This is a genomic window from Solidesulfovibrio fructosivorans JJ] (assembly GCF_000179555.1).
Classification (GTDB): domain Bacteria; phylum Desulfobacterota; class Desulfovibrionia; order Desulfovibrionales; family Desulfovibrionaceae; genus Solidesulfovibrio; species Solidesulfovibrio fructosivorans.
Genome location: NZ_AECZ01000047.1, coordinates 1 through 22313 on the forward strand (window position 1 = coordinate 1; position 22313 = coordinate 22313).

At 65.3% G+C, this 22313-nt stretch carries 21 protein-coding genes; 16 read left to right on the forward strand and 5 right to left on the reverse strand.

The genetic code is table 11. The features are described 5' to 3' along the window. Nucleotides 1-102: 102 nt before the first annotated feature. A complete protein-coding gene (locus DESFRDRAFT_RS19170; RefSeq protein WP_005996750.1) occupies nt 103-2208 on the reverse strand; it encodes a SpoIIE family protein phosphatase in 2106 nt (701 codons plus the stop codon). Nucleotides 2209-2403: 195 nt separating this feature from the next. Between DESFRDRAFT_RS19170 and rpsF the strand changes: the two genes are divergently transcribed. The 8 genes from rpsF to thrC all read left to right on the forward strand — a co-directional run bounded on the left by rpsF (nt 2404) and on the right by thrC (nt 9206). Continuing rightward, on the forward strand, nt 2404-2712 hold the full coding sequence (gene rpsF, locus DESFRDRAFT_RS19175) for a 30S ribosomal protein S6 (protein WP_005996753.1): 309 nt from the start codon (nt 2404-2406) through the stop codon (nt 2710-2712). A gap of 3 nt (nt 2713-2715) precedes the next feature. Continuing rightward, a complete protein-coding gene (gene rpsR, locus DESFRDRAFT_RS19180; RefSeq protein WP_005996755.1) occupies nt 2716-2973 on the forward strand; it encodes a 30S ribosomal protein S18 in 258 nt (85 codons plus the stop codon). A gap of 11 nt (nt 2974-2984) precedes the next feature. After that, the gene (rplI, locus tag DESFRDRAFT_RS19185; RefSeq protein ID WP_005996757.1) at nt 2985-3548 is read left to right on the forward strand and encodes a 50S ribosomal protein L9; all 564 of its coding nucleotides are present in this window, start codon (nt 2985-2987) and stop codon (nt 3546-3548) included. Beyond that, the gene (dnaB, locus tag DESFRDRAFT_RS19190; RefSeq protein ID WP_005996759.1) at nt 3520-4974 is read left to right on the forward strand and encodes a replicative DNA helicase; all 1455 of its coding nucleotides are present in this window, start codon (nt 3520-3522) and stop codon (nt 4972-4974) included. Before rplI ends, dnaB begins: the two co-directional genes overlap by 29 nt. A gap of 106 nt (nt 4975-5080) precedes the next feature. After that, nucleotides 5081-5908, forward strand: coding sequence for a methyltransferase domain-containing protein (locus DESFRDRAFT_RS19195; RefSeq protein WP_005996761.1), 828 nt, complete (start codon nt 5081-5083; stop codon nt 5906-5908). A gap of 31 nt (nt 5909-5939) precedes the next feature. Next, complete coding sequence (locus DESFRDRAFT_RS19200; RefSeq protein ID WP_005996764.1) at nt 5940-7238, forward strand: phenylacetate--CoA ligase family protein; 1299 nt, start codon at nt 5940-5942, stop codon at nt 7236-7238. After that, the gene (locus tag DESFRDRAFT_RS19205; protein ID WP_005996766.1) at nt 7235-7741 is read left to right on the forward strand and encodes a DUF456 domain-containing protein; all 507 of its coding nucleotides are present in this window, start codon (nt 7235-7237) and stop codon (nt 7739-7741) included. The genes DESFRDRAFT_RS19200 and DESFRDRAFT_RS19205 overlap by 4 nt, the downstream gene beginning before the upstream one ends. Before the next feature lie 13 nt (nt 7742-7754). Further along, on the forward strand, nt 7755-9206 hold the full coding sequence (gene thrC, locus DESFRDRAFT_RS19210) for a threonine synthase (protein ID WP_005996767.1): 1452 nt from the start codon (nt 7755-7757) through the stop codon (nt 9204-9206). A gap of 442 nt (nt 9207-9648) precedes the next feature. On the opposite strand, the gene DESFRDRAFT_RS19215 is transcribed toward thrC, so the two are convergent. Beyond that, complete coding sequence (locus tag DESFRDRAFT_RS19215) at nt 9649-10218, reverse strand: hypothetical protein (RefSeq protein ID WP_005996769.1); 570 nt, start codon at nt 10216-10218, stop codon at nt 9649-9651. A gap of 218 nt (nt 10219-10436) precedes the next feature. Between DESFRDRAFT_RS19215 and DESFRDRAFT_RS19220 the strand changes: the two genes are divergently transcribed. The 4 genes from DESFRDRAFT_RS19220 to DESFRDRAFT_RS19235 all read left to right on the forward strand — a co-directional run bounded on the left by DESFRDRAFT_RS19220 (nt 10437) and on the right by DESFRDRAFT_RS19235 (nt 13384). Then, complete coding sequence (locus DESFRDRAFT_RS19220; protein ID WP_005996771.1) at nt 10437-11774, forward strand: sigma-54 interaction domain-containing protein; 1338 nt, start codon at nt 10437-10439, stop codon at nt 11772-11774. Nucleotides 11775-11926: 152 nt separating this feature from the next. Next, nucleotides 11927-12724 carry a TlyA family RNA methyltransferase gene (locus DESFRDRAFT_RS19225; protein WP_005996773.1) on the forward strand — a complete coding sequence of 266 codons (798 nt, stop codon included), beginning with the start codon at nt 11927-11929 and terminating at the stop codon, nt 12722-12724. A 16-nt stretch (nt 12725-12740) separates the two neighbouring features. Then, nucleotides 12741-13025 (forward strand): type II toxin-antitoxin system RelE/ParE family toxin, encoded by a 285-nt coding sequence (locus DESFRDRAFT_RS19230; protein ID WP_005996776.1) that lies wholly within the window; start codon nt 12741-12743, stop codon nt 13023-13025. Nucleotides 13026-13045: 20 nt separating this feature from the next. Beyond that, nucleotides 13046-13384 (forward strand): HigA family addiction module antitoxin, encoded by a 339-nt coding sequence (locus DESFRDRAFT_RS19235; RefSeq protein WP_005996779.1) that lies wholly within the window; start codon nt 13046-13048, stop codon nt 13382-13384. Nucleotides 13385-13393: 9 nt separating this feature from the next. On the opposite strand, the gene DESFRDRAFT_RS19240 is transcribed toward DESFRDRAFT_RS19235, so the two are convergent. Next, nucleotides 13394-14290: an AraC family transcriptional regulator gene (locus DESFRDRAFT_RS19240; protein ID WP_005996781.1), complete on the reverse strand. Its 897-nt coding sequence runs from the start codon at nt 14288-14290 to the stop codon at nt 13394-13396. A gap of 184 nt (nt 14291-14474) precedes the next feature. On the opposite strand from DESFRDRAFT_RS19240, the gene DESFRDRAFT_RS19245 reads away from it, so the two are divergent. From DESFRDRAFT_RS19245 to DESFRDRAFT_RS20905, 4 genes are all read left to right on the forward strand, one after another. Then, nucleotides 14475-15095, forward strand: a complete 621-nt coding sequence (locus DESFRDRAFT_RS19245; RefSeq protein WP_005996783.1) for a nitroreductase family protein — start codon at nt 14475-14477, stop codon at nt 15093-15095. Between the two features lie 177 nt (nt 15096-15272). Then, nucleotides 15273-17462, forward strand: a complete 2190-nt coding sequence (locus DESFRDRAFT_RS19250) for a malate synthase G (protein ID WP_005996785.1) — start codon at nt 15273-15275, stop codon at nt 17460-17462. A 215-nt stretch (nt 17463-17677) separates the two neighbouring features. Further along, the gene (locus DESFRDRAFT_RS19255) at nt 17678-18115 is read left to right on the forward strand and encodes a flagellar basal body-associated FliL family protein (RefSeq protein ID WP_005996787.1); all 438 of its coding nucleotides are present in this window, start codon (nt 17678-17680) and stop codon (nt 18113-18115) included. A gap of 152 nt (nt 18116-18267) precedes the next feature. Then, nucleotides 18268-19464: a mechanosensitive ion channel domain-containing protein gene (locus DESFRDRAFT_RS20905; protein WP_005996788.1), complete on the forward strand. Its 1197-nt coding sequence runs from the start codon at nt 18268-18270 to the stop codon at nt 19462-19464. Nucleotides 19465-19648: 184 nt separating this feature from the next. Here DESFRDRAFT_RS20905 and DESFRDRAFT_RS19275 read toward each other — a convergent pair whose 3' ends face one another. Together DESFRDRAFT_RS19275 and dapA are read right to left on the reverse strand one after the other, a co-directional pair. Next, entirely contained in the window at nt 19649-21139 is a 1491-nt protein-coding gene (locus DESFRDRAFT_RS19275) for an ATP-binding cassette domain-containing protein (RefSeq protein WP_005996790.1), read from the reverse strand. Nucleotides 21140-21209: 70 nt separating this feature from the next. Beyond that, nucleotides 21210-22088, reverse strand: coding sequence for a 4-hydroxy-tetrahydrodipicolinate synthase (dapA, locus tag DESFRDRAFT_RS19280; protein ID WP_005996793.1), 879 nt, complete (start codon nt 22086-22088; stop codon nt 21210-21212). Nucleotides 22089-22313 lie beyond the last annotated feature (225 nt).

The window sequence follows — 22313 nt, forward strand, 5'->3', positions numbered from 1 at the left end:
GTTTTATAAATGGGGGGTACCAACCGTTACTATTTAAAGTCTTTGGAAGGGGGGCCCGGGGGGAGAACCTTTCTTCAGAAAGGTTTCCCCCCGGTTCCTCCTTTACACAGCTTTTATGACCACCAAGGTGATGTCGTCGTCGCGCGGTGAGCCGGCCTGGAAGTCGGCCACGTCCTTGTGGATGGCGGCCAGGATTTCCGCAGCCGTGGCGGCGGCGTGGGTGCGCAGCATTTCCCGGAACCGGTCCTTGCCGTACATTTCTCCGGCCGGGTTGCGGGCCTCCCAGATGCCGTCGGTGCCGAGGGCCAGCATCTGTCCCGGGACGAGCCCCGGGTGGCTTTGCTCCTCGTAGGCGTAATCCGGGAGAATCCCTAGCGGTAGCCCCGATCCCATGAGTTCCTCGAAGGCGTCGTTTCGCGGATCGTAGATCAGGGCCGGATCGTGGCCGGCCCGGGACCAGAGCAGTTGTCCATCGGGGCCTATGCCGCCATTTTCCAGGCGCAGGAAGAAGAGCGTGATGAACCGGCCGGAATCGGCCGTGTCGCGGCACAAGAGCCGGTTGACAAGGGTGAGCAGGGCGGACGGCGACGGGTCGTTGCCCTGGCCGCCGCGCAAAAGCGCCCGGCCGGTGGCCATGAAAAGGGCCGCCGCGATGCCGTGTCCGGTGGCGTCGCCCACGGCCAGGTCGATGCCGGACGCGCCGGAGCGGTTGAACTGGAGGTAGTCGAAATAGTCGCCGCCGGTTTCGTCGCAAAAGATCGTGCCCCCGGCGATGTCGAGGCCGGGTACGGCCGGCGGGGCGGCGGGCAGCAGGTTTTGCTGCACCTCCATGGCGAGTTGCATGTCCTGCTTGAGCCGCAGCCGTTCGGCCAACTTCGGGGCCATGTTGTTGAAGGAGGCGGCCAGTTCGGCCAGCTCGTCCCGGCCGGAAACCGGGGCCCTGGCCTGCAAGTCGCCCTGGGCCAGCCGGCTGGTGGCCCGGCAAAGGGCCGTCACCGGCTTGGTCACCGCCTTCGCGCCGAAATAGGCCAGAAGCGCTGCCGCGAGCAGGGCCACCACGGCCACGACCACGACCACGGCCAGCATGCGCTTGGTGCGCGCCAGGATGGCCGATTCGGCCGAATCCGCCTGATGCAGCACGGCGGCCTTGGGCACCAGCACGAGCAGCCCGGCCGGGGTGTCGGGAAAGGGCTTGAGCACCGCGAAATAGTCCGTGTCGCCCACACGCAGCGGGACCAGGGCCGATTTGCGGGCGTCGATGTCCCGGGCGAGTCCGGCCTGGGCCTGCGTGTCGGCGGAAGCCAGGGGCACCGGATTCAGCGGGGTGTCCCAGCCGTGGGAGGCGGGCATGAAATCGCGGCTGGCCAGCACCACGAGGTGTTTGCCGTCCGGGGCGTGGACGATGAGCGCCCGCACGCCTTCGCCCCAGCGGTGCGAGAGATCGCTTTCCGGCAGCATGGTTTCGAGCGGCGCGTCGAGGGCGGCCACGCCCAGGAGTCCGCCGGTGGCGTCCCGAATGGGCCTGGAGACCGTGGCCACGAGCCGGCCGCTCGAGGCGTCGACCAGGATGCTCCAGGCCTCTCCCTGGCGGGCCGTGGCCGCCTTGTACCAGGGGCGTTCGAGCGGATCGTAGCCCTCGGGAAGCTGGCCATGGCCGGGATAGGAACACATGAGTCCGCTTGGCAGGGCTACGTAGGCCCACATCATATTGTCGCCAAGGGTGCGCTCCAGGGACTGGAAGGTGGGCAAAAGCCGCGACAGCCTGGCCGCCTCGTCGGCATGGGCCCTGGCCGGGGCCTTGGGGGAAAGGCTGAAGGACATGGCGTCGCCGGTTGCCGTGATGCCCCGGTCGAAGGCGGTCGCCAGGGGCGTCGTTCCGGCCGGCAGACCGCCGGCGGCGGTGAAATCCCGGTCGTAGAAGACCCGGGCCTTGGGCGGAGGCGTTTCCCCCAGGGACAGGGCTGCCTCCCGGGACAGCAGGGTCAGGGCCAGTTCCAGCTTTTGCCGGTTGTCGTTAAGGTCCTCGCCGATGAGGTCGACCATCAGGGCCAGTTCCTGCTCCGAGGAATGCCTGAAGGAATTCGACGTTCTCTCGGCCAGTTCCCGGCCGAGCAGCTTGCCCTCGCGCAGGGCGTAATAGCTGACGACGAGAAGCGGCGGCAGGGTCAGGACAAGCAGGATGCAAAGCAGTTTTGTGCGGATGCGCATGGGCTCCTCGGCAGGCTTTGGGCCGCCTGGCGGCTCATGATGCGACCGGTTTTACCCCTGTCCGCGCCCGGTTGGCAAGTCGCGGCCGGGGTCCTTGACAGGGGACAGGCTTACGGGTAACGACTCCCCTTCGCCTTGCTCTTTCCAATGAGGGCTTAGCCCCCGAGAAAGGGCCATGGACCATAAGGAGGAACCATGCGGAAATACGAAGCGCTGCTGTTGCTCTCTCCGGAGCTGGCGGCCGAAAACCGGCAGGAGATCATCGAGAACCTCCAGGGGGTTCTCGAACGCCAGCAGGCCACCATGCTGACCGTGGACGAATGGGGTATGCGCGAGCTGGCCTATCCCGTCGAGAAGAAGACGCGCGGCCATTACACCCGCCTCGAATTCGCCGCCCCGGCCCCGGCCATCGCCGAGTTCGAGCGGATCGTGCGCATCACCGACGGCATCATGAAGTTCATTACCGTCAAGCTCGCCGACAAGTTCGTGCCCGAGGGAGCGTAAGTCATGGCCTATAAGAAGAAATTCACCCCGAAGAAGAAGTTCTGCCGTTTCTGCGCCAACAAGAACCTGCCTGTGGATTACAAGCGTCCGGACATCCTGAAGGATTTCGTCACGGATCGCGGCAAGATCATCGCCCGGCGCATCACCGGCACCTGCGCCAAATGCCAGCGCCGCCTGACCGTTGAAATCAAGCGCGCCCGGCAGATGGCCCTTCTGTACTACACGGCCACCCACAGCGCCGAGCTCCTCAAGAAAATGTAAGGGAGAGACCCATGGAACTCATTTTGCGCGCGGACGTGGAGAATCTGGGCCGCCTCGGCGACAAGGTCGCCGTCAAGCCCGGCTACGGCCGCAATTACCTGATCCCCCAGGGCCTGGCCATGCTGGCCACCGACGCCAATATGCGCCGTTTCGAAAACGAGCGTAAAAAATTGCAGGCCAAGCGCGACGCCCTTGCCTCCGCCGCCCAGACGCTGGCCGACAAGCTCGCCGCCGCCGAAATCATCATCGAGGTGCGCGTGGGCGAGGGCGACAAGCTCTACGGCTCCGTCACCTCCGCCATCATCGCCGACAAGCTGGCCGAGCAGGGCGTCGAGGTCGACCGCAAGAAGATCGTCCTTGACGAGCCCATCCGCGCCCTGGGCCAGTACGAAGTGGCGGTGAAGCTCCTGCCCGAGCTGCGCGGCGTGGTCAACGTGACCGTCAAGCGCCAGGGCGGCTACGAGGAAGAAGAGCCGGCAGCTCCTGTCGCCGCCGAGGGTGAAACCGCCGAAGCGGCCGAAGTCGCGCCGCAGGCCGAAGAAGCCAGTGGACAGCCCGAGGAAGAAACCGCGTAGCCAGAAGTCTTCCGGACTGGCCGGAAGCGGCGAACCGCTGACCGGGCAGGCCCTGGAGCGGGTCTCCGCCGACGTCCTTAAAAAGATCCCCCCCCAGAACCTCGAGGCCGAACAGGCCGTTTTGGGGGGGGTCTTGCTCAAGAACTCCGTTCTCTATAATCTCGTCGATCTGGTCGGCGAGGATGACTTTTATTCCCCGGCCCATCGCCTCATCTTTCAGTCCATCCTCGGGCTCTCCGCCAAGAACGCGCCCATCGACCTGGTCTCCCTGGCCGAGGCCCTGCGCGCGGCCGGCAAGCTGGAGGAGGTCGGCGGCCCGACCTACCTGGCCGAACTCACCGCCTCCACCGTTTCCGCCGCCAACGCCCTGCACCACGCCGGCATCGTGCGGGAAAAGGCCGTCCAGCGAAAGCTCATCACCACCGCCCTCGACATCATCACCCGTTGCTACGACGGCGGCCAGGAAACCGAAACGCTGCTCGACGAGTCCGAGCAGGCCATCTTTTCCATCGCCGACGCCCGCTCCACCCGGGGGCTGCACAGCTCCAAGGACCTTGTGACCCGCGTTTTCGAGCAGATCGAAAAGCGCATGGAAAACAAGGAGCTGGTCACCGGCGTGCCCACCGGCTACTACCAGTTCGACGAATACACCGCCGGGCTCCAGCCCTCGGACCTCATCATCGTCGCCGGCCGCCCCTCCATGGGCAAGACCGCCTTCGCCATGAATATGGCCATGCGCGCCGCCGTCATGCACAACGTGCCGACCGCCATCTTCTCCCTGGAAATGTCCATGGAGCAGATCATGCAACGCATGCTGTGCTGCTGGGGCAAGGTCGACCTGGCCAAGCTGCGGCGCGGACGCCTCGACGACGAGGACTGGTCGCGGCTCTACGACGCCGCCAACAACCTGTCCCCGTCGCCCATCTTCATCGACGACACCGCCGCCATCACCACCATGGACCTGCGCGCCCGCTGCCGGCGGCTCAAGGCCGAACACGGCCTGGGACTCGTGGTCGTGGACTACTTGCAGCTCATGCGGTCCGCGCGCCACATCGATTCGCGCGAACAGGAAATTTCCGACATCTCCCGGAACCTGAAAGCCCTGGCCAAGGAGCTGCATGTGCCGGTGATTGCCCTGTCGCAGCTCAACCGCAAGGTCGAGGAGCGCGCCGACAAGCGCCCCATGATGTCCGACCTGCGCGAATCCGGAGCCATCGAGCAGGACGCCGACGTCATCATCTTTCTCTACCGCGGCGCCGCCTATAAGAAGAAAGAGGAGCTAACGCCCGAGGACAACGTGGCCGAGGTCATCATCGGCAAGCAGCGAAACGGTCCGACCGGCATGGTCCGTCTGACCTTTCTCAAGGAATCCACGGCATTCGAGAACCTCTCTGATATCCCGCCCCCGTCCGAAATGGGCATGTGACGCCCTGCCGGCGGTGAGCCCGGCTTGATGGCGGCGTTGCGTGGGCTTATAGCCTGCGCCAAAAATCAGGCGATCACAGGTCGCCGTATTGGGGGAGACGCAGACCATGGATGTCCAGACGACACGATTCGAATGGCTCTTGTCGCGAAGCGGGCCGGAGGCCTATGAGCGTTCCATCGTCCCGGCCTGGATGGGCCAGTGGGCCGAAAAGCTGATTGCTGTTGCCGGGATCGGCCCGGGGGACCTGGTGCTCGACGTGGCCTGCGGCACCGGCATCGTGGCGCGCAAGGCCGCCAGGCGGGTCGGTGAAACCGGTGGCGTGACCGGCCTCGACCACAACGAGGCGATGGTGTGGGCGGCAAAGGACTTCGCGGACCGCGAGGGCCTGTCCGACATCGACTGGCGGCGCGGCGACGCTTCGAGTCTGGCCTGCGAGACGCCCACGTACGACGTGGCGCTGTGCCAACAGGGGTTGCAGTATTTTCCGGACAAGCCGGCCGCGCTTCGGGGCATGCGGGAGGCGCTGGTTCCGCAGGGGCGGGTTGCTGTCGCCTGTTGGCGGGAGCTTGAGCGGATTCCGATATTTGCGGTCGTGGCTGACGCATTGAAAGAAGTCTTTGGACAAAAAGCCATTGATTTGTTTGAGGTCTCTTCCTCGCTCTCCGCCCGTGAGGACTTGCGCGGCCTGCTGCGGGAGGCCGGTTTCCGCGACATCCGGGTCCGGCTTGAAATTCTGGTGTCCCGGCTTCCCGACCCAATGCGTTTTTTACCGGAGTATCTGTCCGTCTTTCCGGTTGCCGCGGACATTGCCGCCATGTCGGATGCGGACAGGACGGCGATGTTCCGGCGTATGCTTGGGCGTCTGGGCGATTTTTTCGATGATGACGGTCTGGTGGTGCCCATGGAAAGTCATATAGCCACGGCGGTGCGTTAGGGGGCCACCTTTTCCACAAAAAGGAAGCAGCGTGTATTACGACGAAGCGGAAAAGCTTTCGAGGCTGGAGATCGAGCGTTTGCAGTTGATGCGTTTGCAGCGGACGCTGCGGCAGGCGGCCAAGTCGCCTTTTTATAAAGAGCGGTTCAAGGAATGCGGTCTGGACGTCGATGCGGTCAAAAGCCTGGACGACGTAAAAAGCTTGCCGTTTACCACCAAGCAGGACTTGCGCGACAGTTATCCGGACAAGGTGCTTGCCATGCCGCAAAGCGAGATGGTGCGCATGCACGTTTCCTCCGGCACCACGGGCACGCCGACGGTCATCTACCATACGCAAAAGGACCTGGACTGGTGGGCGTCGCTCATGGCCCGGTGCATGCACATGGTGGGGCTGCGGCGCACCGACGTCTTCCAGAACATGTCCGGCTACGGCCTTTTTACCGGCGGGCTCGGCATCCACTGCGGCGCGGAGAAGCTCGGCTGCCTGACCATTCCGGCCGGGGCCGGCAACAGCCATCGGCAGATCAAGCTGCTCATGGACTTCAAGGTCACGGGCATCCACATCATCCCGTCCTATGCGCTTTATCTGACCACCATTTTCGCCGAACTCGGCATCGATCCGCGCACGCTGCCGCTTCGCATCGCCCTGGTCGGGGCCGAGCCCTACTCCGAGGAGTCGCGTCGCCGGCTGGAAGCGCTCTATGACATGAAGTGCTACAACTCCTACGGCCTGTCCGAAATGAACGGCCCGGGCGTGGCGTTCGAGTGCACCGAGCAGCATGGCATGCACGTCTGGGAGGACGCCTACCTGCCCGAGATCGTGGACCCGGCCACCGGCGAGCCCGTGCCCGACGGCGAGTACGGCGAGCTGGTCATGACCAGCCTCGGCCGCGAGGGCATGCCGATCATCCGCTACCGCACCCGCGACATCACGCGTTTTCTGACCGAACCCTGCCCCTGCGGCCGGGAGCATCGCCGCATCGACCGCCTGCAAGGGCGCTGCGACGACATGATGATCGTCAAGGGCTGCAACATTTTCCCCATGCAGATCGAGCGCATCCTCATGTCCATGCCCGAGGTGGGGGAGAACTACCTCATCATTCTCGAGCGCGACGGCTTTATCGACAACATCCGGGTCAAGGTGGAGATCCGCGACGAGTTTTTCGTCGAGGACATGCGCCAGCTCGGTTCCCTGCAAAAGCGCATCGCCTCGCGGCTTCGCGACGAGATACTGGTCACGCCGCGGGTGGAGCTGGTGGAGCGCAACTCCCTGCCCAAATCCGAGGGCAAGGCCAAGCGCGTGGTGGACAACCGGGAGCGGGGCGCATGACGATCGTCTGGGCGGTGCTTTTCCTGCTCGTGCTTCTGGCCTGTCTGGGCCTGCACGTGTTTGGGCTGCCGGGCAATTGGGCCCTGCTCGGGCTCGTTGCCTTATGGGACTACCTGCATTCCGCGCCGCATTTCGGCTTCGGGTTTTACGCGCTGCTCGTGTGCGTGGCCCTGGCCGGCGAGGCGGTGGAGCTTTTCGCCCAGCTGTTCGGGGCCAAGCGTTACGGGGCCACGGGCAAGGGCAACCTGGGCGGATTTCTCGGCGCCTTGGCCGGGGCGCTTTTGGGCGCGCCGTTTTTCCTTGGCATCGGGGCCCTGTTCGGGGCCGTTGCCGGGGCTTTCCTTGGCTGCTATGTGTTCGAGCGCGCCCACGGGCGCACGGATTCCGAATCCCGGCGCGCGGCCATGGGGGCCATGTACGGCAAGGTGTTCGGGATGACGGCCAAGGTGGCCTGCGGCGTGGTCATGTGGGTGGCCGCCGCCCGGCAGATCTGGCCGGCCTAAAGAAGGAAACGGCATGATTACGGTCAACGATTTCCCCAAGTACCGGGGTAGGATGGAATATGTCTGCCTGGGCTGCCAGGCGCGCTTCGACATCCGGGAGCTGTACTACACCTGCCCGCATTGCGGCGGCGTGTTCCTGCTCGAGGACACGGCCTTCGACAGCCTGCTCGAATACCCGGCCAGCTATTGGCAGGCGCTTTTCGACAAGCGCGCCGCCACACGCACCACGGCCCTTCGCGGCGTGCTGCGCTATTACGAGCTGATGGCTCCGGTCATGGACGAGGAGGACATCGTCTACCTGGGCGAGGGGCACACCCCGCTCGTGGCCGCCAACGAGGCGTTGACCGAGCGGGTCGGCGCGCCGTTCTACTATAAAAACGACGGCCAGAACCCCAGCGCCTCCTTCAAGGACCGGGGCATGGCCTGCGCGTTTAGCTATTTGAAGCATCTGGTGCGGGTCAACGACTGGGATTCGGTCCTGACCGTGTGCGCCTCCACCGGCGACACCTCGGCCTCGGCCGCGCTCTACGCCGCCTACGTGGGCGGGCCGATCAAGTCCGTGGTCATCCTGCCCAAGGGCAAGGTCACGCCGCAGCAGCTGGCCCAGCCGCTCGGCAGCGGAGCCACGGTCATCGAGGTGCCGGGCGTGTTCGACGACTGCATGAAGGTGGTCGAGCATCTGGCCGACAACTACCGCGTGGCGCTTTTAAATTCCAAGAACGCCTGGCGCATCCTGGGCCAGGAGTCCTACGCCTTCGAGGTGGCCCAATGGTTCGGCTGGGACACCTACCGCAAGTGCGTGTTCGTGCCCATCGGCAACGCCGGCAACGTCACGGCCATCATGGGCGGTTTTTTGAAGCTCAAAAAGCTCGGCGTCATCCGTTCCCTGCCGCGCATCTTCGGCGTCCAGTCGCATCATGCCGACCCGGTCTGGCGCTATTACGACGAGGCCGAGGCCGACAAGCGCCATTTCGAGCCCGTGTCCGTGACGCCGTCCGTGGCCCAGGCGGCCATGATCGGCAATCCGGTCTCGTTCCCGCGCGTGGCCCATTTCGCGGCCGAGTACGAGAAAATCGGCGGCCCTGGCAGCTTCCAGGTGGTGCAGGTGACCGAGCAGGCCATCATTGAAGGCATGCTCACCGCCAACCGCCACGGGCATATCAGCTGTACCCAGGGCGGCGAATGCCTGGCCGGGCTCATGAAGGCCCGGGAGCTGGGGCTGGTCGAGCCCTCGGAAATCTCGGTGCTCGACGCCACGGCCCACCATCTCAAGTTCATCGGCTTCCAGGAGATGTATTACGAGAACACCTTCCCCGAAGCCTACGGCATCACGCCCGATCCGAAATTCGTCAACCGGCCCCGGGGCGTGATGACCGACGCGGACAAGGCGTCGCTTTCGCCCGAGGACTACACGGCGAAAGCCGCCGAGGCCATTGTCGCGGAGCTGGGGCTCGCCCGCAAATAGCACCCGAATCCTTATCAGCCAACGAACGCCGGCCGGGGATTCCCCCCGGCCGGCGTTTCGCGTTGCTTACGGGAACAAAAGAAGGCGCGGCCTTGGGGGCCCTTCGGGTGCCGGTTCCCTACGGGTGGCCAAGGCTGCGCCTGGCGGGAAAAATCGGCGAACGCGTCCCGGCGAAGGAGGTTGGCAAACCCGGACACGGTCGCCGCGGTCGGGATGCGGGAGGGGTCGGTCCCGCCGTCCCTGGTTGATTTTTCGAAGAGGGGGGCGAGAGGGGAAACCCTTTAAAAAGGGCAGTAGCCCCTCTCGCGCTCTCCCTTTCCTAAATTTTCTAACTTGTTCTGACTGATATAGCGTTTTTTTTCTTGTTAAAAGTCTTGGGAAGGGGGGCCTGGGGGGAAACCATTCGTAAGACAAGGTTCCCCCCCAGCCTCTTCTCCTCGCCCTAAGCGGCCTTCTCGGACGGGACGCCGCAGGCGGCGCGCACCACGTCCATGCCCACGACCAGGGGCTCGCGGAAGGTGAAGCCTTCGCTCTGGCCCCAGATCGCGCCGTCGGCCGGGCGGCCGTCGTACAGGACGTCTTCGAGCACCAGGTAATCGGCCACGCCCAGGATATGGTCCCAGCGCTGCACGATGAAGTGGAACTTGGCCGGATCGAACGCTTCGACGCCGCTCCAGGTCCAGCTGTGGGAGCAGGACTCGTCGTCGTAGCCGAGCAGACACACCTTGTCTTCGCCGCTATCGATGCATTCGCGCTGGGTGAGCGTCACAGCGTCGGTGGCAACCTTGGACGGTTCGATCTCCAGGAGCTTGTCGCCGAGCCTGGCCTCCAGCCGGGAGTCGGCGGTCAGGCGCATGCCGCAAGTGTTGTTGCCGCTGGCGCGCCACCATTCGAGGGAATTGGTCTTGTACAGGTTCTCGCCGAGCAGACATACCCGGGCGGCGGTCGCGTCGTCGACGGGATGCAGCGCCAAGTCGCAGCACATGCCGGTGATGGTCAGGTTCAGATTCATATGACGTCTCCTTGGAGTGAAAATTATGGTGTGGCCCCTGTGCTATTGGGAAAAAAAGCACTTTCCGTGCCGAGTTTGATATCTTATTTTTTCAATATGTTATGATTTTGTGCTGTCGGGAGGTGTTGGGAGAGGACGATTTTTGCTTCCGTCGATATTGACCCCGGCGAGCTTCGGGCGCACACTCCGATCACGCCGAGACACTAGCCGGAGCCTGCATGAAGCGACCCCTTGACCCCTTTCCCGGCGACGACGCCAGCGCATTCGCCTTGGAAAACGTGGCCGATGGCGTGTTTGCCGTGGACCGCGATTTCATCGTTCGCTACTTCAACCTTGCCGCGGGGGAGATCGCCCGCGTCGATCCGGCCGATGCCGTGGGCCGCACCTGTCGCGAGGTCTTCGGCGTCACCAACTGCCGGTCGGTGTGCGTGCTACGCCAGTGCATGGAAGAGGCGCGCCCCATCGCCAACCGCATCGTCACGCTCAAGCGGGCGGGATGTCCCAATGTGCCCGTGTGCGTGAGCGTGGCCCCGATCTGGGCCACGGGCGGCATGGTCATCGGCGGTGTGCAGGTCTTCCGCGACCTGTCGGGCGGCGGGTTCGTCAGCCGGCTGGCCGGGTTGCAGCCGCTGGACGATTTCGGCACCTGCGATCCGCATCTGTCCGAGATCGTGCGCATGTTGCCCCAGATCGCCCAGAGCGACTCCACGGTGCTGCTCCTTGGCGAATCGGGCACGGGCAAGGAAGTCTTCGCCAGGGCCATCCACAAGCTTTCCCAGCGAAGCTCCGGCCCGTTCGTGGCCGTCAACTGCGGCGCGCTGCCCGAGCAGCTCATGGAATCGGAGCTTTTCGGCTATAAATCCGGGGCGTTTACCGACGCGCGCCGGGACAAGCCGGGCCGGTTCGCCCTGGCCGATTCCGGCACGCTTTTGCTCGACGAAATCGGCGATCTGCCCTATGCCATGCAGGCCAAGATATTGCGCGCCCTGCAGGAGCGGTCATACGAGCCGCTGGGGGGCGTGGAGACGCTGCCGGCGGATGTGCGGGTCATAGCCGCCACCAACCGCGACTTGGGCCGCATGGTGGCCGAGGGAACGTTTCGCCAGGACCTCTATTACCGCCTCAATGTGGTGGTGATCCGCATCCCGCCCTTGCGCGAGCGGCCGGGCGACGTGCCGCTGCTGGTCGAGCGGGTGCTCGGCCGCTGCCGCATGGCCCTGACCAAGCACATTTCTTCGGTAAGCCCCGAGGCCATGGAACGGCTTATGGCCCATGACTATCCGGGCAACATCCGGGAGCTCGAAAACATCATCGAGTACGCGGCCATTCTGTGCCAGGGTCAGGTTATCGAGCCCTGCCATCTACCCGAGGATTTGCGAGGCGCGGCAGGGGGATGTGGGGTGCGCTCCGGCCGGACCATGGCCGAGGTGCGTTTTCTGGCGGCGCGCGAGGCGGTGGAGCGGCACGGCGGCAATCGCAATGCCGCCTGTCGGGAACTGGAAATTTCCAAGGATACATTGCGGCGCATTCTCGGGCGTCGTGACGCGGACGCGTAGCGCGTCCTTCTCATAAATTGCGGACGTAAAATACGTCCTCCCGTATGGGGAGGTTGGGGAGCGCCGGCTCTTCGACCGACCGTTGGGGATAAACGGCGCTTTTTCCGCCGGGGGCTTGGAGAACGCCCGACGGCGTTTTTGCGGGGGGAGCCATGGCCAAGGAAAAATTCCGGGCGGACCAGCTCGTGTGCGAGCAGGGACTGGCCGATACGCGGGAGCGGGCCAAGCGGCTGGTCATGGCCGGCCTGGTGCGGGTCGTGGCCGACGGCCGGGAGACGATCGTGGACAAGCCGGGGCGGATGTTCCCGGCGGGCACGGTCTTTTGCCTGGAGCAGGGCGAGCGCTACGTCAGCCGGGGGGGGGGCAAGCTCGAAACGGCCATCGAGGCTTTCGGGCTCGATTTTTCGGGCCTTGTGGCCCTTGATGCCGGCGCGTCCACGGGTGGATTCACGGACTGCCTGCTCCAGCACGGCGCGGCCCGGGTCTACGCCGTGGACGTGGGCACGGCCCAGCTGCACGAGAAGCTGCGGGCCGATGCGCGCGTGGTGTCCATGGAGCAGGTCAACTTGCGCCATGCGCCGGACGATCTCTTGCCCGAGTCGGTTCATGTCGTTGTGGCCGACGTCTCCTTCATCTCGCTGACCAAGGTGCTGCCGGCCTGCGTGCGTTTTCTGCTGCCCGGGGGACTGGTGGCGGTGCTGGTCAAGCCGCAGTTCGAGTTGACGCCGGACAAGGTGGGCAAGGGCGGGGTGGTGCGCGAGGAGGCGCATCGCCAGGAGGCGATCGCCCGGGTCACGGAGTTCGCCCGCGACGAGCTCGGGCTCACGCTCACCGGCGTGGTGCCGTCCAAGGTCAAGGGACCGAAAGGCAACCAGGAATATATGGCGGTCTTTTCGCTGGGCGAGAATTGTCCGGAAAGCGCAGACGGGTTTGACCTGGAACCTGCTTAGTATTACCTGAAAGATAATGATCCTTGATTTCGCCTGCCCCCATATCGAAGCGCTGTTTTTGCGGCGGGTGCCCATGCCGCGATTGCCGGCAGACTTGCAGCGGACGGCCCGGCGCAAATTGCGTCAGCTCCATGCCGTGGAACGTTTGCAGGACATGGCGATCCCGCCGGGAAACAGGCTGGAAAAGCTGAGTGGGGACAGAAAAGGGCAATTTTCGGTTCGGATCAACGACCGTTACCGGATTTGTTTCGTCTGGGAAAACGGCAATGCCCATCAGGTCGAAATCGTCGATTACCATTAGCAATAGAGAATGGACAGGCTATGGACATCGAGGCAAAGCTTCCCCCCATCCATCCCGGCGAAATCCTGTACGAGGATTTCATGAAGCCGCTTGGACTTTCGCAAAACGCGCTGTCCAGGCGTCTTGGCGTGCCGCCCGTGACGGTGCACAAAATCATTCACGGCAAACGGGCCATCACCACGGAAACCGCGTTCCGACTGGCGCGTTTTTTCGGCAATACGCCCGGGTTCTGGCTCAATTTGCAGCGGGACTATGAAATCGAAAAAGCCGAGGACGATCTGCTTCCCGACCGTATCGCCGCCGAGGTCCGCCCCCTCGATGCCGCCGCGTCAGGCGGGGACGCCAGCCGGATAGGCTGATCCGGTCCGTCAGCCTTCGCCGCCTTTGAGCCGGGCCGCCTCTTCCGACGGGCTCGCCCCGAAATGCCGCTTGTACTCGCGCGAGAACTGCGAAGCGCTGGCGTAGCCCGCAAGCCTTGCGGCGTCGCCGGCCGTTCTCCCGGGCTCGGCCAGAAACGCCCGAGCCTTGTGCAGCCGCACGGTCTTCAAATATTTGAGCGGCGTGCTGGCCGTGACCGCCCGGAAGGCATGGTGAAACGTCGAAAGGCCCATATGCGCCTCGCGGGCCAGTTTCTCCACGTCGAGGGGGGTGGCGTATTCCGCGTGGATGCGCCGCAGCACCCGGGCGATGGCCCGCAGGCGACCGTTGTGCGCGGCCAGCCCCCGCAGGGCCGCGCCCTGGTCGCCGCGAAGGGCCCGGTAGACGATCTCCCGCACGATGCCGGGCCCGAGCAGGCGCGCGTCGAGCGGCGAGGCGAGGCAGGCGGCCAGCCGCACCGCCGCGTCGGCGATCTCCTCGGTCATGGGCGAGGCGCACATGCCGGCCACATCGACCGAAGCGGGCGTATCCTCGTCCATCTCCAGCAGCAATTCGCCGAGCACCGCCGGCTCCACCCGCACCGACAGCCCGTAGAGCGGCGCTTCGGGCGAGCCCAGGCTTTCGCAGGCAAAGGCCAGCGGCGCGGCCACCACCCAATAATGCCCGGGATCGAGTTCGTGGACCGTTTCGCCGCACACGGCCCGCTTTTTGCCCGTGGCCAAAAGCACGATGGACGGCTCGTAAAGCACCGGGGCCAGGGGAAAATGGCGCATGGCCCGGGCGTAGCGCACGCCGGGAAGGGGCGTCGGGGAAAAGCCGTCGCTCGTTGCCTGGGCAGCGAGCAGGGCGGCCAGACGATCGCGGAGAAGAGAGGCGGCCGGCGTCACGGGAGTGTCCTTGGCAGGGGTTCGGCGCTTGTCGTGCGCTCGAAAATGCGCGATTTCGCAGGATCAGGCAAGGCCCCGACAGAAACGGGGCTTCCCGTAGGGCCGGCGGGGCGCTAGGACAAACATGCGGCCGTCACGTTGGACGGCCGTCTGCCACGACAAAAAAACAAAGGAGACATGCGTCATGTCCATGAGCGTGAAGGATGCCATTGCCGCGCGCCACAGCGTGCGCGCCTTTGCCAAGAAAGCGTTGACCGAAGGCGAAATTACGGAACTCATCGAGGCGGCCCGCAATGCGCCCTCGAGCCTCAATTCCCAGCCCTGGCGTTTCAAGGTCGTCACCGCCGCCGCGGACCTGGCCTGGTTCGGCACGAGCGAAGCCACGCGCAAGCAGGGCTGGCTTTCCGCCGCGCCGGCCATCATCATAAGCTGTGTGGACCTTGCCCATTACATCAAGGATTCCCAGGCGGCGGCGTTTTTCTTCCGCGACAACAAGCTGATCGAGGGCGAGCCCATGGACGGCATCGACGCCTATGTGGCCCGGGAGGCGGCGGCGGCCGAGCAGGCCAAGTTCGGCGCCTGCGCCATGAACACGGCCATAGCCGAGGCGTTCTTGATGCTGCGGGCCACGGAAATGGGGCTTGGCACCTGCTGGGTGGGGATGTTCGACGAGGCCAACATCAAGTCGCGCTTTCACCTTCCCGAGGGGTATCGGGTGGTCAACATCATGGCCGTGGGCTGGCCGGACGAGGCGGAGGTCTTTCCCCGCAAGCGCAAGAGCCTGGAAGATATCGTCATTTCCTGACGCACGTCGCGCCGTCGGTGGACGCGTTCTTGCGTCCGCCGGCGGCGTCTTCAAGCCGCTTTTCACCGTGCCGGCCCCTTTCCCCTAGGCGCGCCGCCCCAAATCTCGTACAAGTTCCCGATCCTCATTCGTCCGACAGGGACGATTGTCTGTTTCGCCCACGCAAGGAGCACCGCCATGCCAGACGAGCGTATCGCCATAGCCGGCCTGTCCGTGGAAAAGACCCTGCACGACGTCCTCGCGGCCGAAATCCTGCCCGGGACAGGCATCGACAAGGACGCCTTTTTCGCCGCCCTGGCCGACATCGTGGCCGAGCTTGGCCCCGGCAACCGCGAACTCCTCGTCCGCCGCGACGCCATGCAGGCCTCCATCGACGTCTGGCACCAGCAGCGCGCCGGCCAGCCCCACGACCCGCAAGCCTACAAGTGCTTCCTGGCCGGCATCGGCTACCTGCTCCCCGAAGGGCCGGATTTCGCCATCGAAACGACCGGCGTGGACGCGGAAATCGCCGTCGTTCCCGGCCCCCAGCTCGTAGTGCCCGTAACCAACGCCCGCTACGCCATAAACGCGGCCAACGCCCGCTTCGGCAGCCTCTACGACGCGCTTTACGGCACGGACGTCATCCCAGAGACCGGCGGCGCGGCCAAAGGGCCGGGCTACAACCCCACGCGCGGCGCGGCCGTGGTCGCCTATGCCGCCGCCTTTCTCGATATGGCCGTGCCGCTGGCCTACGGCCGCCATGCCGACGTGACCGCCTACGCCGTAAAGGACGGCGCGCTTCTCGTGACCTTCGTGGGCGGCCAGACCACCGGCCTCGCCCGGCCGGAACGGTTCGTGGGCTATGTGGGCGGCCCCGACGCGCCGACAAAGATATTGCTCCGCAATCACGGCCTGCACATCGAGCTTGTCTTCGACCGCACGCACCCTGTCGGCGCGGCCAGCCCCTCGGGACTGCGCGACGTCATCCTCGAATCGGCCGTGACCACCATTCTCGACTGCGAGGATTCCGTGGCCGTGGTGGACGGGCCCGACAAGGCCCTTGCCTACCGCAACATGCTCGGGCTTTTCCGGGGGGAGCTGACCGCCCGGTTCGAAAAGGGCGGCAAGGTGGTGGAGCGGGGGCTTGCCCCCGACCGGACCTACGACGCGCCGGACGGGTCGGCGGTCGCGATCCCGGGCCGAAGCCTCCTGCTCGTGCGCAATGTCGGCCACCTCATGACCACGGACGCGGTCCTGGACGCGGCCGGAAACGAAATTCCCGAGGGCATGCTCGACGCCATGGTCACGGGGCTCGTCGGGCTCCACGACCTGCGCGGCCTCGGCCGCCTTCGCAACAGTCGCGCCAGCAGCGTGTATATCGTCAAGCCCAAGATGCACGGGCCCCACGAGGTCGCCTTTGCCTGCGAACTTTTCAGCCGGGTGGAGGACGCGCTGGGCCTTCCCCGCAATAGCCTCAAGATCGGCGTCATGGACGAGGAGCGGCGCACGTCGCTCAATCTCAAGGAATGCGTGCGCGCGGCCAAGGAGCGCATCATCTTCATCAACACCGGCTTTCTCGACCGCACCGGCGACGAGATCCACACCGTCATGGAGGCCGGGCCGGTGGTGGCCAAGGCGGCCATGCGCGAAACGGCCTGGATGGCGGCCTACGAGGACGGCAACGTGGACGTGGGGCTTGGCTGCGGTTTTTCCGGCCGGGCCCAGATCGGCAAGGGCATGTGGGCCAAGCCGGACAAGATGGCCGAGATGGTCGCGGCCAAGATCGAACATCCCCGGGCCGGGGCCAACTGCGCCTGGGTGCCGTCACCCACGGCCGCAACGCTCCATGCCATGCACTACCACGCAACGGACGTCTTCGACCGCCAGCGCGAACTGGCCGGCCGTGTCCGGGCCGACCGCGAGAACCTCCTCGTCCCGCCGCTTCTGGGCGCGGCGCGGCCCATGCCCGAAGAGGTGACCCGGGAGCTCGAGACCAATGCCCAAAGCATCCTCGGCTACGTCTCGCGCTGGGTGGACCAGGGCATCGGTTGCTCCAAGGTGCCGGACCTAAGCGATGTCGGACTCATGGAGGACCGGGCGACGCTGCGCATTTCCAGCCAGCACATCGCCAACTGGCTGCGCCACGGGATCTGCGACGAGGCGCGGGTGATGGATGTGCTTATGCGCATGGCGGCCGTGGTGGACCGGCAAAACGCCGGCGATCCGGCCTATACGCCCATGGCCGCGGACTTCGAGGGAAGTGTTGCCTTCGCCGCCGCGCGCGACCTCATTTTCAAGGGGCGCGAGCAACCAAACGGCTATACCGAACCCATCCTCCACGCCCGCCGGCGGCAGGCCAAGGCCCGGGGGGATTCCCGATCCTCCTAAACGGATTGTAAGATTCCGGCAGGGAAACCGGCGGGAAACACAGGGCATAATTCCCGACGGCGATCTGGCCGGCCTGCGGCGCCTGTCCCGGTTATAAGCTCCGGCCGTGGACAGAAACCGTGGGCCGGCCTAACATGTTCCATGCGCCGCCGCGCGGCGCAAGATTTCTCCGGGCGACGCGGGCCGCCTGGGGCCAGGAAGGAGGCGCTCGCGGCATGAACAAGCTTATGAAGGTCGGCCTGCTCGTCCTGGCGTTTTTGCTGGTGCCCCCGTCGCCATCCATGCTCATGGCTTCCTCGGAGGGGGGGCACGGCGGCGATGCCACGGGCGGCGAGAAGAAGGAAGCCGGTAAGGCCGAAAACGGCGCCATCGTGATTGGCCCGATGACCGTCAATGTGCTCAGCAACACGGGGTACCGCTTCCTGCACCTCACCCTCGACGTGCAATGCGAGGACAATGCCTCGGCCGAGCGGCTGACGGACGCCGACTGCAAGCAGGACCTGATTTTCTTTCTCTCGTCCAAACTGGCCGAGGACCTGATGACCAGCGCCGGCAAGATGGCCCTGCGAAGGGATCTTATCCTGCTTTTCAGCAAGTACACCGGCCCGGGCAAGGTCAAAAACGTCTACTTTACCGAATTCGTCTTTCAATGACGGGAGCGGCGCGGAGATGCCGGCCTGTTGACGTGGATTCGTAACATGCGGCCGCGTTTGGCAAAACCGCACCGCATATGCTAGCTTTTGGCCATGGTTCGCGGGAGAGGGGCGCTTCCCGCCCCGACGGCAGCGGGCGCAAGGAGGTGGCGATGCTTGGTGATGCGGCGAAATTTTTCGCGCTGACGACGGTTCTGGCGCTTTGCATGCTGGTCACGGACGTCGGCCCCTGCTTTTCCCGCACCGGGGAACCGGCCCAGGTCATGCTGCTGGCCGCCGCGCCGGTCAAGCACGTCATCAAATCCGGCGACACCATAAGCCTGCTGGCCCAGCGCTACGGCGTCAGCGTCGCCGCGATCCTCAAAGCCAATCCCGGCCTGGAGCCGTCCCGCCTTCAACTCGGCCGGGCCATCCTCATCCCGGCCGGCGGCCAATCCGCCCAGCCCGGTAAACTGCCCGGCATCCCGACCCTGCCGGACGGACCGCCGGAAAGCGTCGAACTGCGGCCGGAAAAGGCCCCGCAGGCCACGCAGCCGCTCAAGGAACATGCCCTCACCGACGGCAAGGCTCCGTCCGCCACAGCGCCAGCTCCCGCCGCCGCGCAGCCCGCCCCGGCGCAGTCCGCCGGGGCCGCCGCACCGGCTGCCGCTACGCCCGAAGCCGCCGCTTCGCCGACCGATGCCGCCAAGGGCGCCGTGGACAAGACTGTGGCCGCTCTCAAGGACAATGCCGCCGCCGCCGTGCCCGTGGCCATGGAGACGGTGGGCGGGCGCACCCGGCTGTCCGTGGGCGGCAAGGCGTTTTTCGCCGACCAGATCGTGCCCCTGGCCCTGTCGCTCGGCAGCAAGATCATGTCGGCGCTGCTTCTTTTTGCGGCCGGCGTCTGGGTGTCCGGGCGCGTCGCCGCCTTGCTGGTGCGGGTGCTGCGGGGGCGCAAGGTGCCCCAGGAGGTCCTTTCCTTTGCCGGCAGCCTCACCCGCTACGGTCTTTATCTCGTGGTCGTCATTGCCACGCTCGGCCAGCTCGGGTTCAACGTCAGCTCGCTGCTGGCCCTTTTCGGCGCGGCCGGTTTGGCCGTATCCCTGGCGCTCAAGGATACGCTGTCCAACTTCGCCTCGGGGGTGATGCTGCTGCTGTTCCGGTTCTTCCGGGTGGGGGACCGGGTGAGCGTGCCCGGAGCTTCGGGCGCGGCCGGCATCGTCACGGACATCGACGTGTTCAATACCGTCATCCGCTCGGATACGGGCGAAACCATCATCGTGCCCAACTCCAAAATCGCGGGCAACGTCATCGTGGTGACCCCGTCGGGCGTGAAAGAGAAGGAAGATTTGGAAGAGAAGGAAGATTGAAGATGTGCGAGAGGGGAACCCTTTTTGAAAAAAGGGTTCCCCTCTCGCGCTCTCCCCTCCAAAAAATTTTTAACGGTGACAGGCTGTTATCGTTGAAAGTCTTTGGAAAGGGGGCCCGGGGGGAGAACCTTTCTTCAGAAAGGTTTCCCCCCGGTCTCATTTTACGCTTCCACCGCCTCCACTACTAAAGCGGCGCGAGGCGGCCGGCCGTGATGCGCAGCACGGTTTCGATTTCCGGGATGATGTCGCCGCGTTGGTGCACGGCGGCAAGCACCGTGACCCCGGCGCGCGCCGCGGCGGACACGGCCTGCATGGCCACACGCCGCGACGGGCCGTCCAGGCCGGAAAATGGTTCGTCCAGAAGCAGCAGCCTGGGTTCGCCGACCATGGCCCGGGCCAGAAAGAGCCGGCGCGTCTGCCCGGCGGAAAGTTGCCCCAGCCGGCGCTCGGCCAGTTCGGCCACGCCGAAAAATTCCATCCACCGTTTGGCCGCCGCGATGTCCTTGTCCATGGGCGCGGCGAAAAGGCCGATGGTTCCCGAGATGCCGGAGACGACCAGCTCCAGGGCCGGCAGCTCCTTGTCGTAATCCGCTTCCAGCTCGAAGGACACCATGCCGATGCGCTTGCGGATGTCGCGCAGGTCGGTAAAGCCCTCCGGCGCGGCCAGCCCGGGCCGCACCGCCCGGCCGCCGAGGGCCGGATGGTATTCGCCGGCAATGAGCTTCAAAAGCGTGGATTTGCCCGCGCCGTTGGCCCCGACGAGCCCCATGTGCCCGCCTGGGCGAACGGTCAGGTTCACGGCGTGGAGCACTTCCCGGCGGTTTAAAAACACCGAGGCGTTTTCCAGGACGACCAGCGGCGGGCCGTCCGGGATCGTGGCGGCGCTTTCGGGGACGAGCGGGGCGGTCGCGGCCGTAGTGGCCCCGCCTACGATCATGCTCTTGCGATAGCGCTCGAGCACGGTCTTCGCGTCGCCGGCGTCGATGATGCGTCCGCCGGCAAGGGTGATTCCCTTGGCTTCTCCCGGCGGCAATGCCGCGCCCTGATGGCTGGTCAGCACGACCGCCGCGCCGTCGGCGGCCGCCTGGCCCACCGCCTGCTGGGCCGTGTCCCGGGCCGCGTCGTCCAGGCCGTCGAGAAATTCGTCCAGAAAAAGGATCAGCGGCCGGCAGGCCAGCGCCCTGGCCAGAAGCACGGCCCGCAACTGGCCGTTGGAAAGCGCTTCCACCGGGGTATCCGCCAGGTGGGTGATGTTCAGGCGCTCCAGGACGGCATCCAGGGTTTCCAGTTCCGCCGCCGTGGGGCGTCCCTGGATGTAAATCGCGTCGCGCGGCCCGGCCAGGATCACGGCGCTTGCCGGCTGGTGGGCGCACAGGCGCTTGGTTGTGCGCTGGATTTCCGGGGAAACGATGCCGAATCGCGGGCGCAGGCCGATGGGCGAGGCCCGGTCGGGCCGGCCCGCCATCCGGTAGATGCGGCGATCCCGGCCGTCGTCGGTGGGCCAGATGTCGCCGCGCAAAAGCCGCAGCAAGGTCGATTTGCCCGACCCGTTGCCGCCGAGGACCAGCCAGCGCTCGCCGGGAGCGACGGTGAGGGAGATGCCGCGAAGCGCCGGCCGGCCGCCGAAAGCCACTTCGGCGTCGTCCAGTATGATGCGCAGGGAAGAATCGTTCATGGCGTCCAAAACGCGCGACGGGCCCTCCGCCCGGAAGGCCCGTCGCACGGCAGCAGGCTTAGCGGCTGGGCTACACCAGTCCGGCCGCGGCCAAGGCTGTTTTAAGCTTTTCCCGGTTCTGGGGTTGCAGAGGCACCATGGGCAGGCGCACCTCGAGGGGGAACCGGCCCATCATTTCCAGGGCGGTCTTGGCCGGCACCGGATTGGTTTCGATAAAGGCCGCCCGGTACAGCGGGCTGAGCTCGTAATGAAGCGCCTTGGCCTTGGTCAGGTCGCCGGCCAAAGCCGCGTCGCACATGGCGGCCATCTTGGCCGGGGCGAAGTTGGACACCACGGAAATGATGCCGCGTCCGCCGATGGCCATGGTGGGCAGGCCGGTGGGATCGTCCCCGGAAAGGACCATGAAGTCCTCGCCGCAGAATTCGATCACCCGGGAAACCTGGTTGAGGTCGCCCGTGGCCTCCTTGATCCCCACCACCTGGGGAATTTGCTTCTTCATGACGGCCAGGGTCTCGGGCAGCAGGTTGACCGAAGTGCGCCCCGGCACGTTGTACACGATAAACGGAATATCCACCCGCTCGCCGATGGCCTTGAAGTGGGCGATGAGTCCGGCCTGGGTGGGCTTGTTGTAATAGGGGGTGATCAGCAGGGCCCCGTCGGCTTTGGCGTCTTTGGCGTCCTTGGTGATCTCGATGGCTTCGCGGGTGTTGTTGGACCCGGCCCCGGCCAATACCGGTACGCGGCCTTTGACCTGGTCCACGCAGATGCGAACCACTCGTTTGTGCTCTTCGTGGGACAGCGTGGCGGATTCGCCCGTGGTGCCGCAGGGAACGAGTCCGTGGATGCCCTGCTCGATCTGCCATTCGATAAAGGCGCGGAAGGCCTCTTCATCAACCTCGCCGTTTCGAAATGGCGTCACCAATGCCGTGATTGCGCCTCGAAACTCCATAGGGACCTCCTTGGATGAATAAACCCCGCCATTTCCTAGAATGTTTTTTGCCACACGGCAAGTGCGCCCCGGGCATGGGGAGGTGAAGGGATAGGGCGGGAAGGAGCCGGGGGAGGGAACTTTTTGAAAAAAGTTCCCTCCCCCGGACCCCCACCCTCAAAAACTTTCAATCAGGGTCAGGGTTTCTCCGTGCCGAGCAGGGACAACTCTAACCCCGTTATAAAA

Coding starts and splice junctions, on each gene's coding strand:
- DESFRDRAFT_RS19170 (WP_005996750.1), bottom strand. CDS start 2,208: ATGCGCATCCGCACAAAACTGCTTTGCATCCTGCTTGTCCTGACCCTG.
- rpsF (WP_005996753.1), top strand. CDS start 2,404: ATGCGGAAATACGAAGCGCTGCTGTTGCTCTCTCCGGAGCTGGCGGCC.
- rpsR (WP_005996755.1), top strand. CDS start 2,716: ATGGCCTATAAGAAGAAATTCACCCCGAAGAAGAAGTTCTGCCGTTTC.
- rplI (WP_005996757.1), top strand. CDS start 2,985: ATGGAACTCATTTTGCGCGCGGACGTGGAGAATCTGGGCCGCCTCGGC.
- DESFRDRAFT_RS19195 (WP_005996761.1), top strand. CDS start 5,081: ATGGATGTCCAGACGACACGATTCGAATGGCTCTTGTCGCGAAGCGGG.
- DESFRDRAFT_RS19205 (WP_005996766.1), top strand. CDS start 7,235: ATGACGATCGTCTGGGCGGTGCTTTTCCTGCTCGTGCTTCTGGCCTGT.
- thrC (WP_005996767.1), top strand. CDS start 7,755: ATGATTACGGTCAACGATTTCCCCAAGTACCGGGGTAGGATGGAATAT.
- DESFRDRAFT_RS19215 (WP_005996769.1), bottom strand. CDS start 10,218: ATGAATCTGAACCTGACCATCACCGGCATGTGCTGCGACTTGGCGCTG.
- DESFRDRAFT_RS19220 (WP_005996771.1), top strand. CDS start 10,437: ATGAAGCGACCCCTTGACCCCTTTCCCGGCGACGACGCCAGCGCATTC.
- DESFRDRAFT_RS19225 (WP_005996773.1), top strand. CDS start 11,927: ATGGCCAAGGAAAAATTCCGGGCGGACCAGCTCGTGTGCGAGCAGGGA.
- DESFRDRAFT_RS19230 (WP_005996776.1), top strand. CDS start 12,741: ATGATCCTTGATTTCGCCTGCCCCCATATCGAAGCGCTGTTTTTGCGG.
- DESFRDRAFT_RS19235 (WP_005996779.1), top strand. CDS start 13,046: ATGGACATCGAGGCAAAGCTTCCCCCCATCCATCCCGGCGAAATCCTG.
- DESFRDRAFT_RS19245 (WP_005996783.1), top strand. CDS start 14,475: ATGTCCATGAGCGTGAAGGATGCCATTGCCGCGCGCCACAGCGTGCGC.
- DESFRDRAFT_RS19250 (WP_005996785.1), top strand. CDS start 15,273: ATGCCAGACGAGCGTATCGCCATAGCCGGCCTGTCCGTGGAAAAGACC.
- DESFRDRAFT_RS19255 (WP_005996787.1), top strand. CDS start 17,678: ATGAACAAGCTTATGAAGGTCGGCCTGCTCGTCCTGGCGTTTTTGCTG.
- DESFRDRAFT_RS20905 (WP_005996788.1), top strand. CDS start 18,268: ATGCTTGGTGATGCGGCGAAATTTTTCGCGCTGACGACGGTTCTGGCG.
- DESFRDRAFT_RS19275 (WP_005996790.1), bottom strand. CDS start 21,139: ATGAACGATTCTTCCCTGCGCATCATACTGGACGACGCCGAAGTGGCT.
- dapA (WP_005996793.1), bottom strand. CDS start 22,088: ATGGAGTTTCGAGGCGCAATCACGGCATTGGTGACGCCATTTCGAAAC.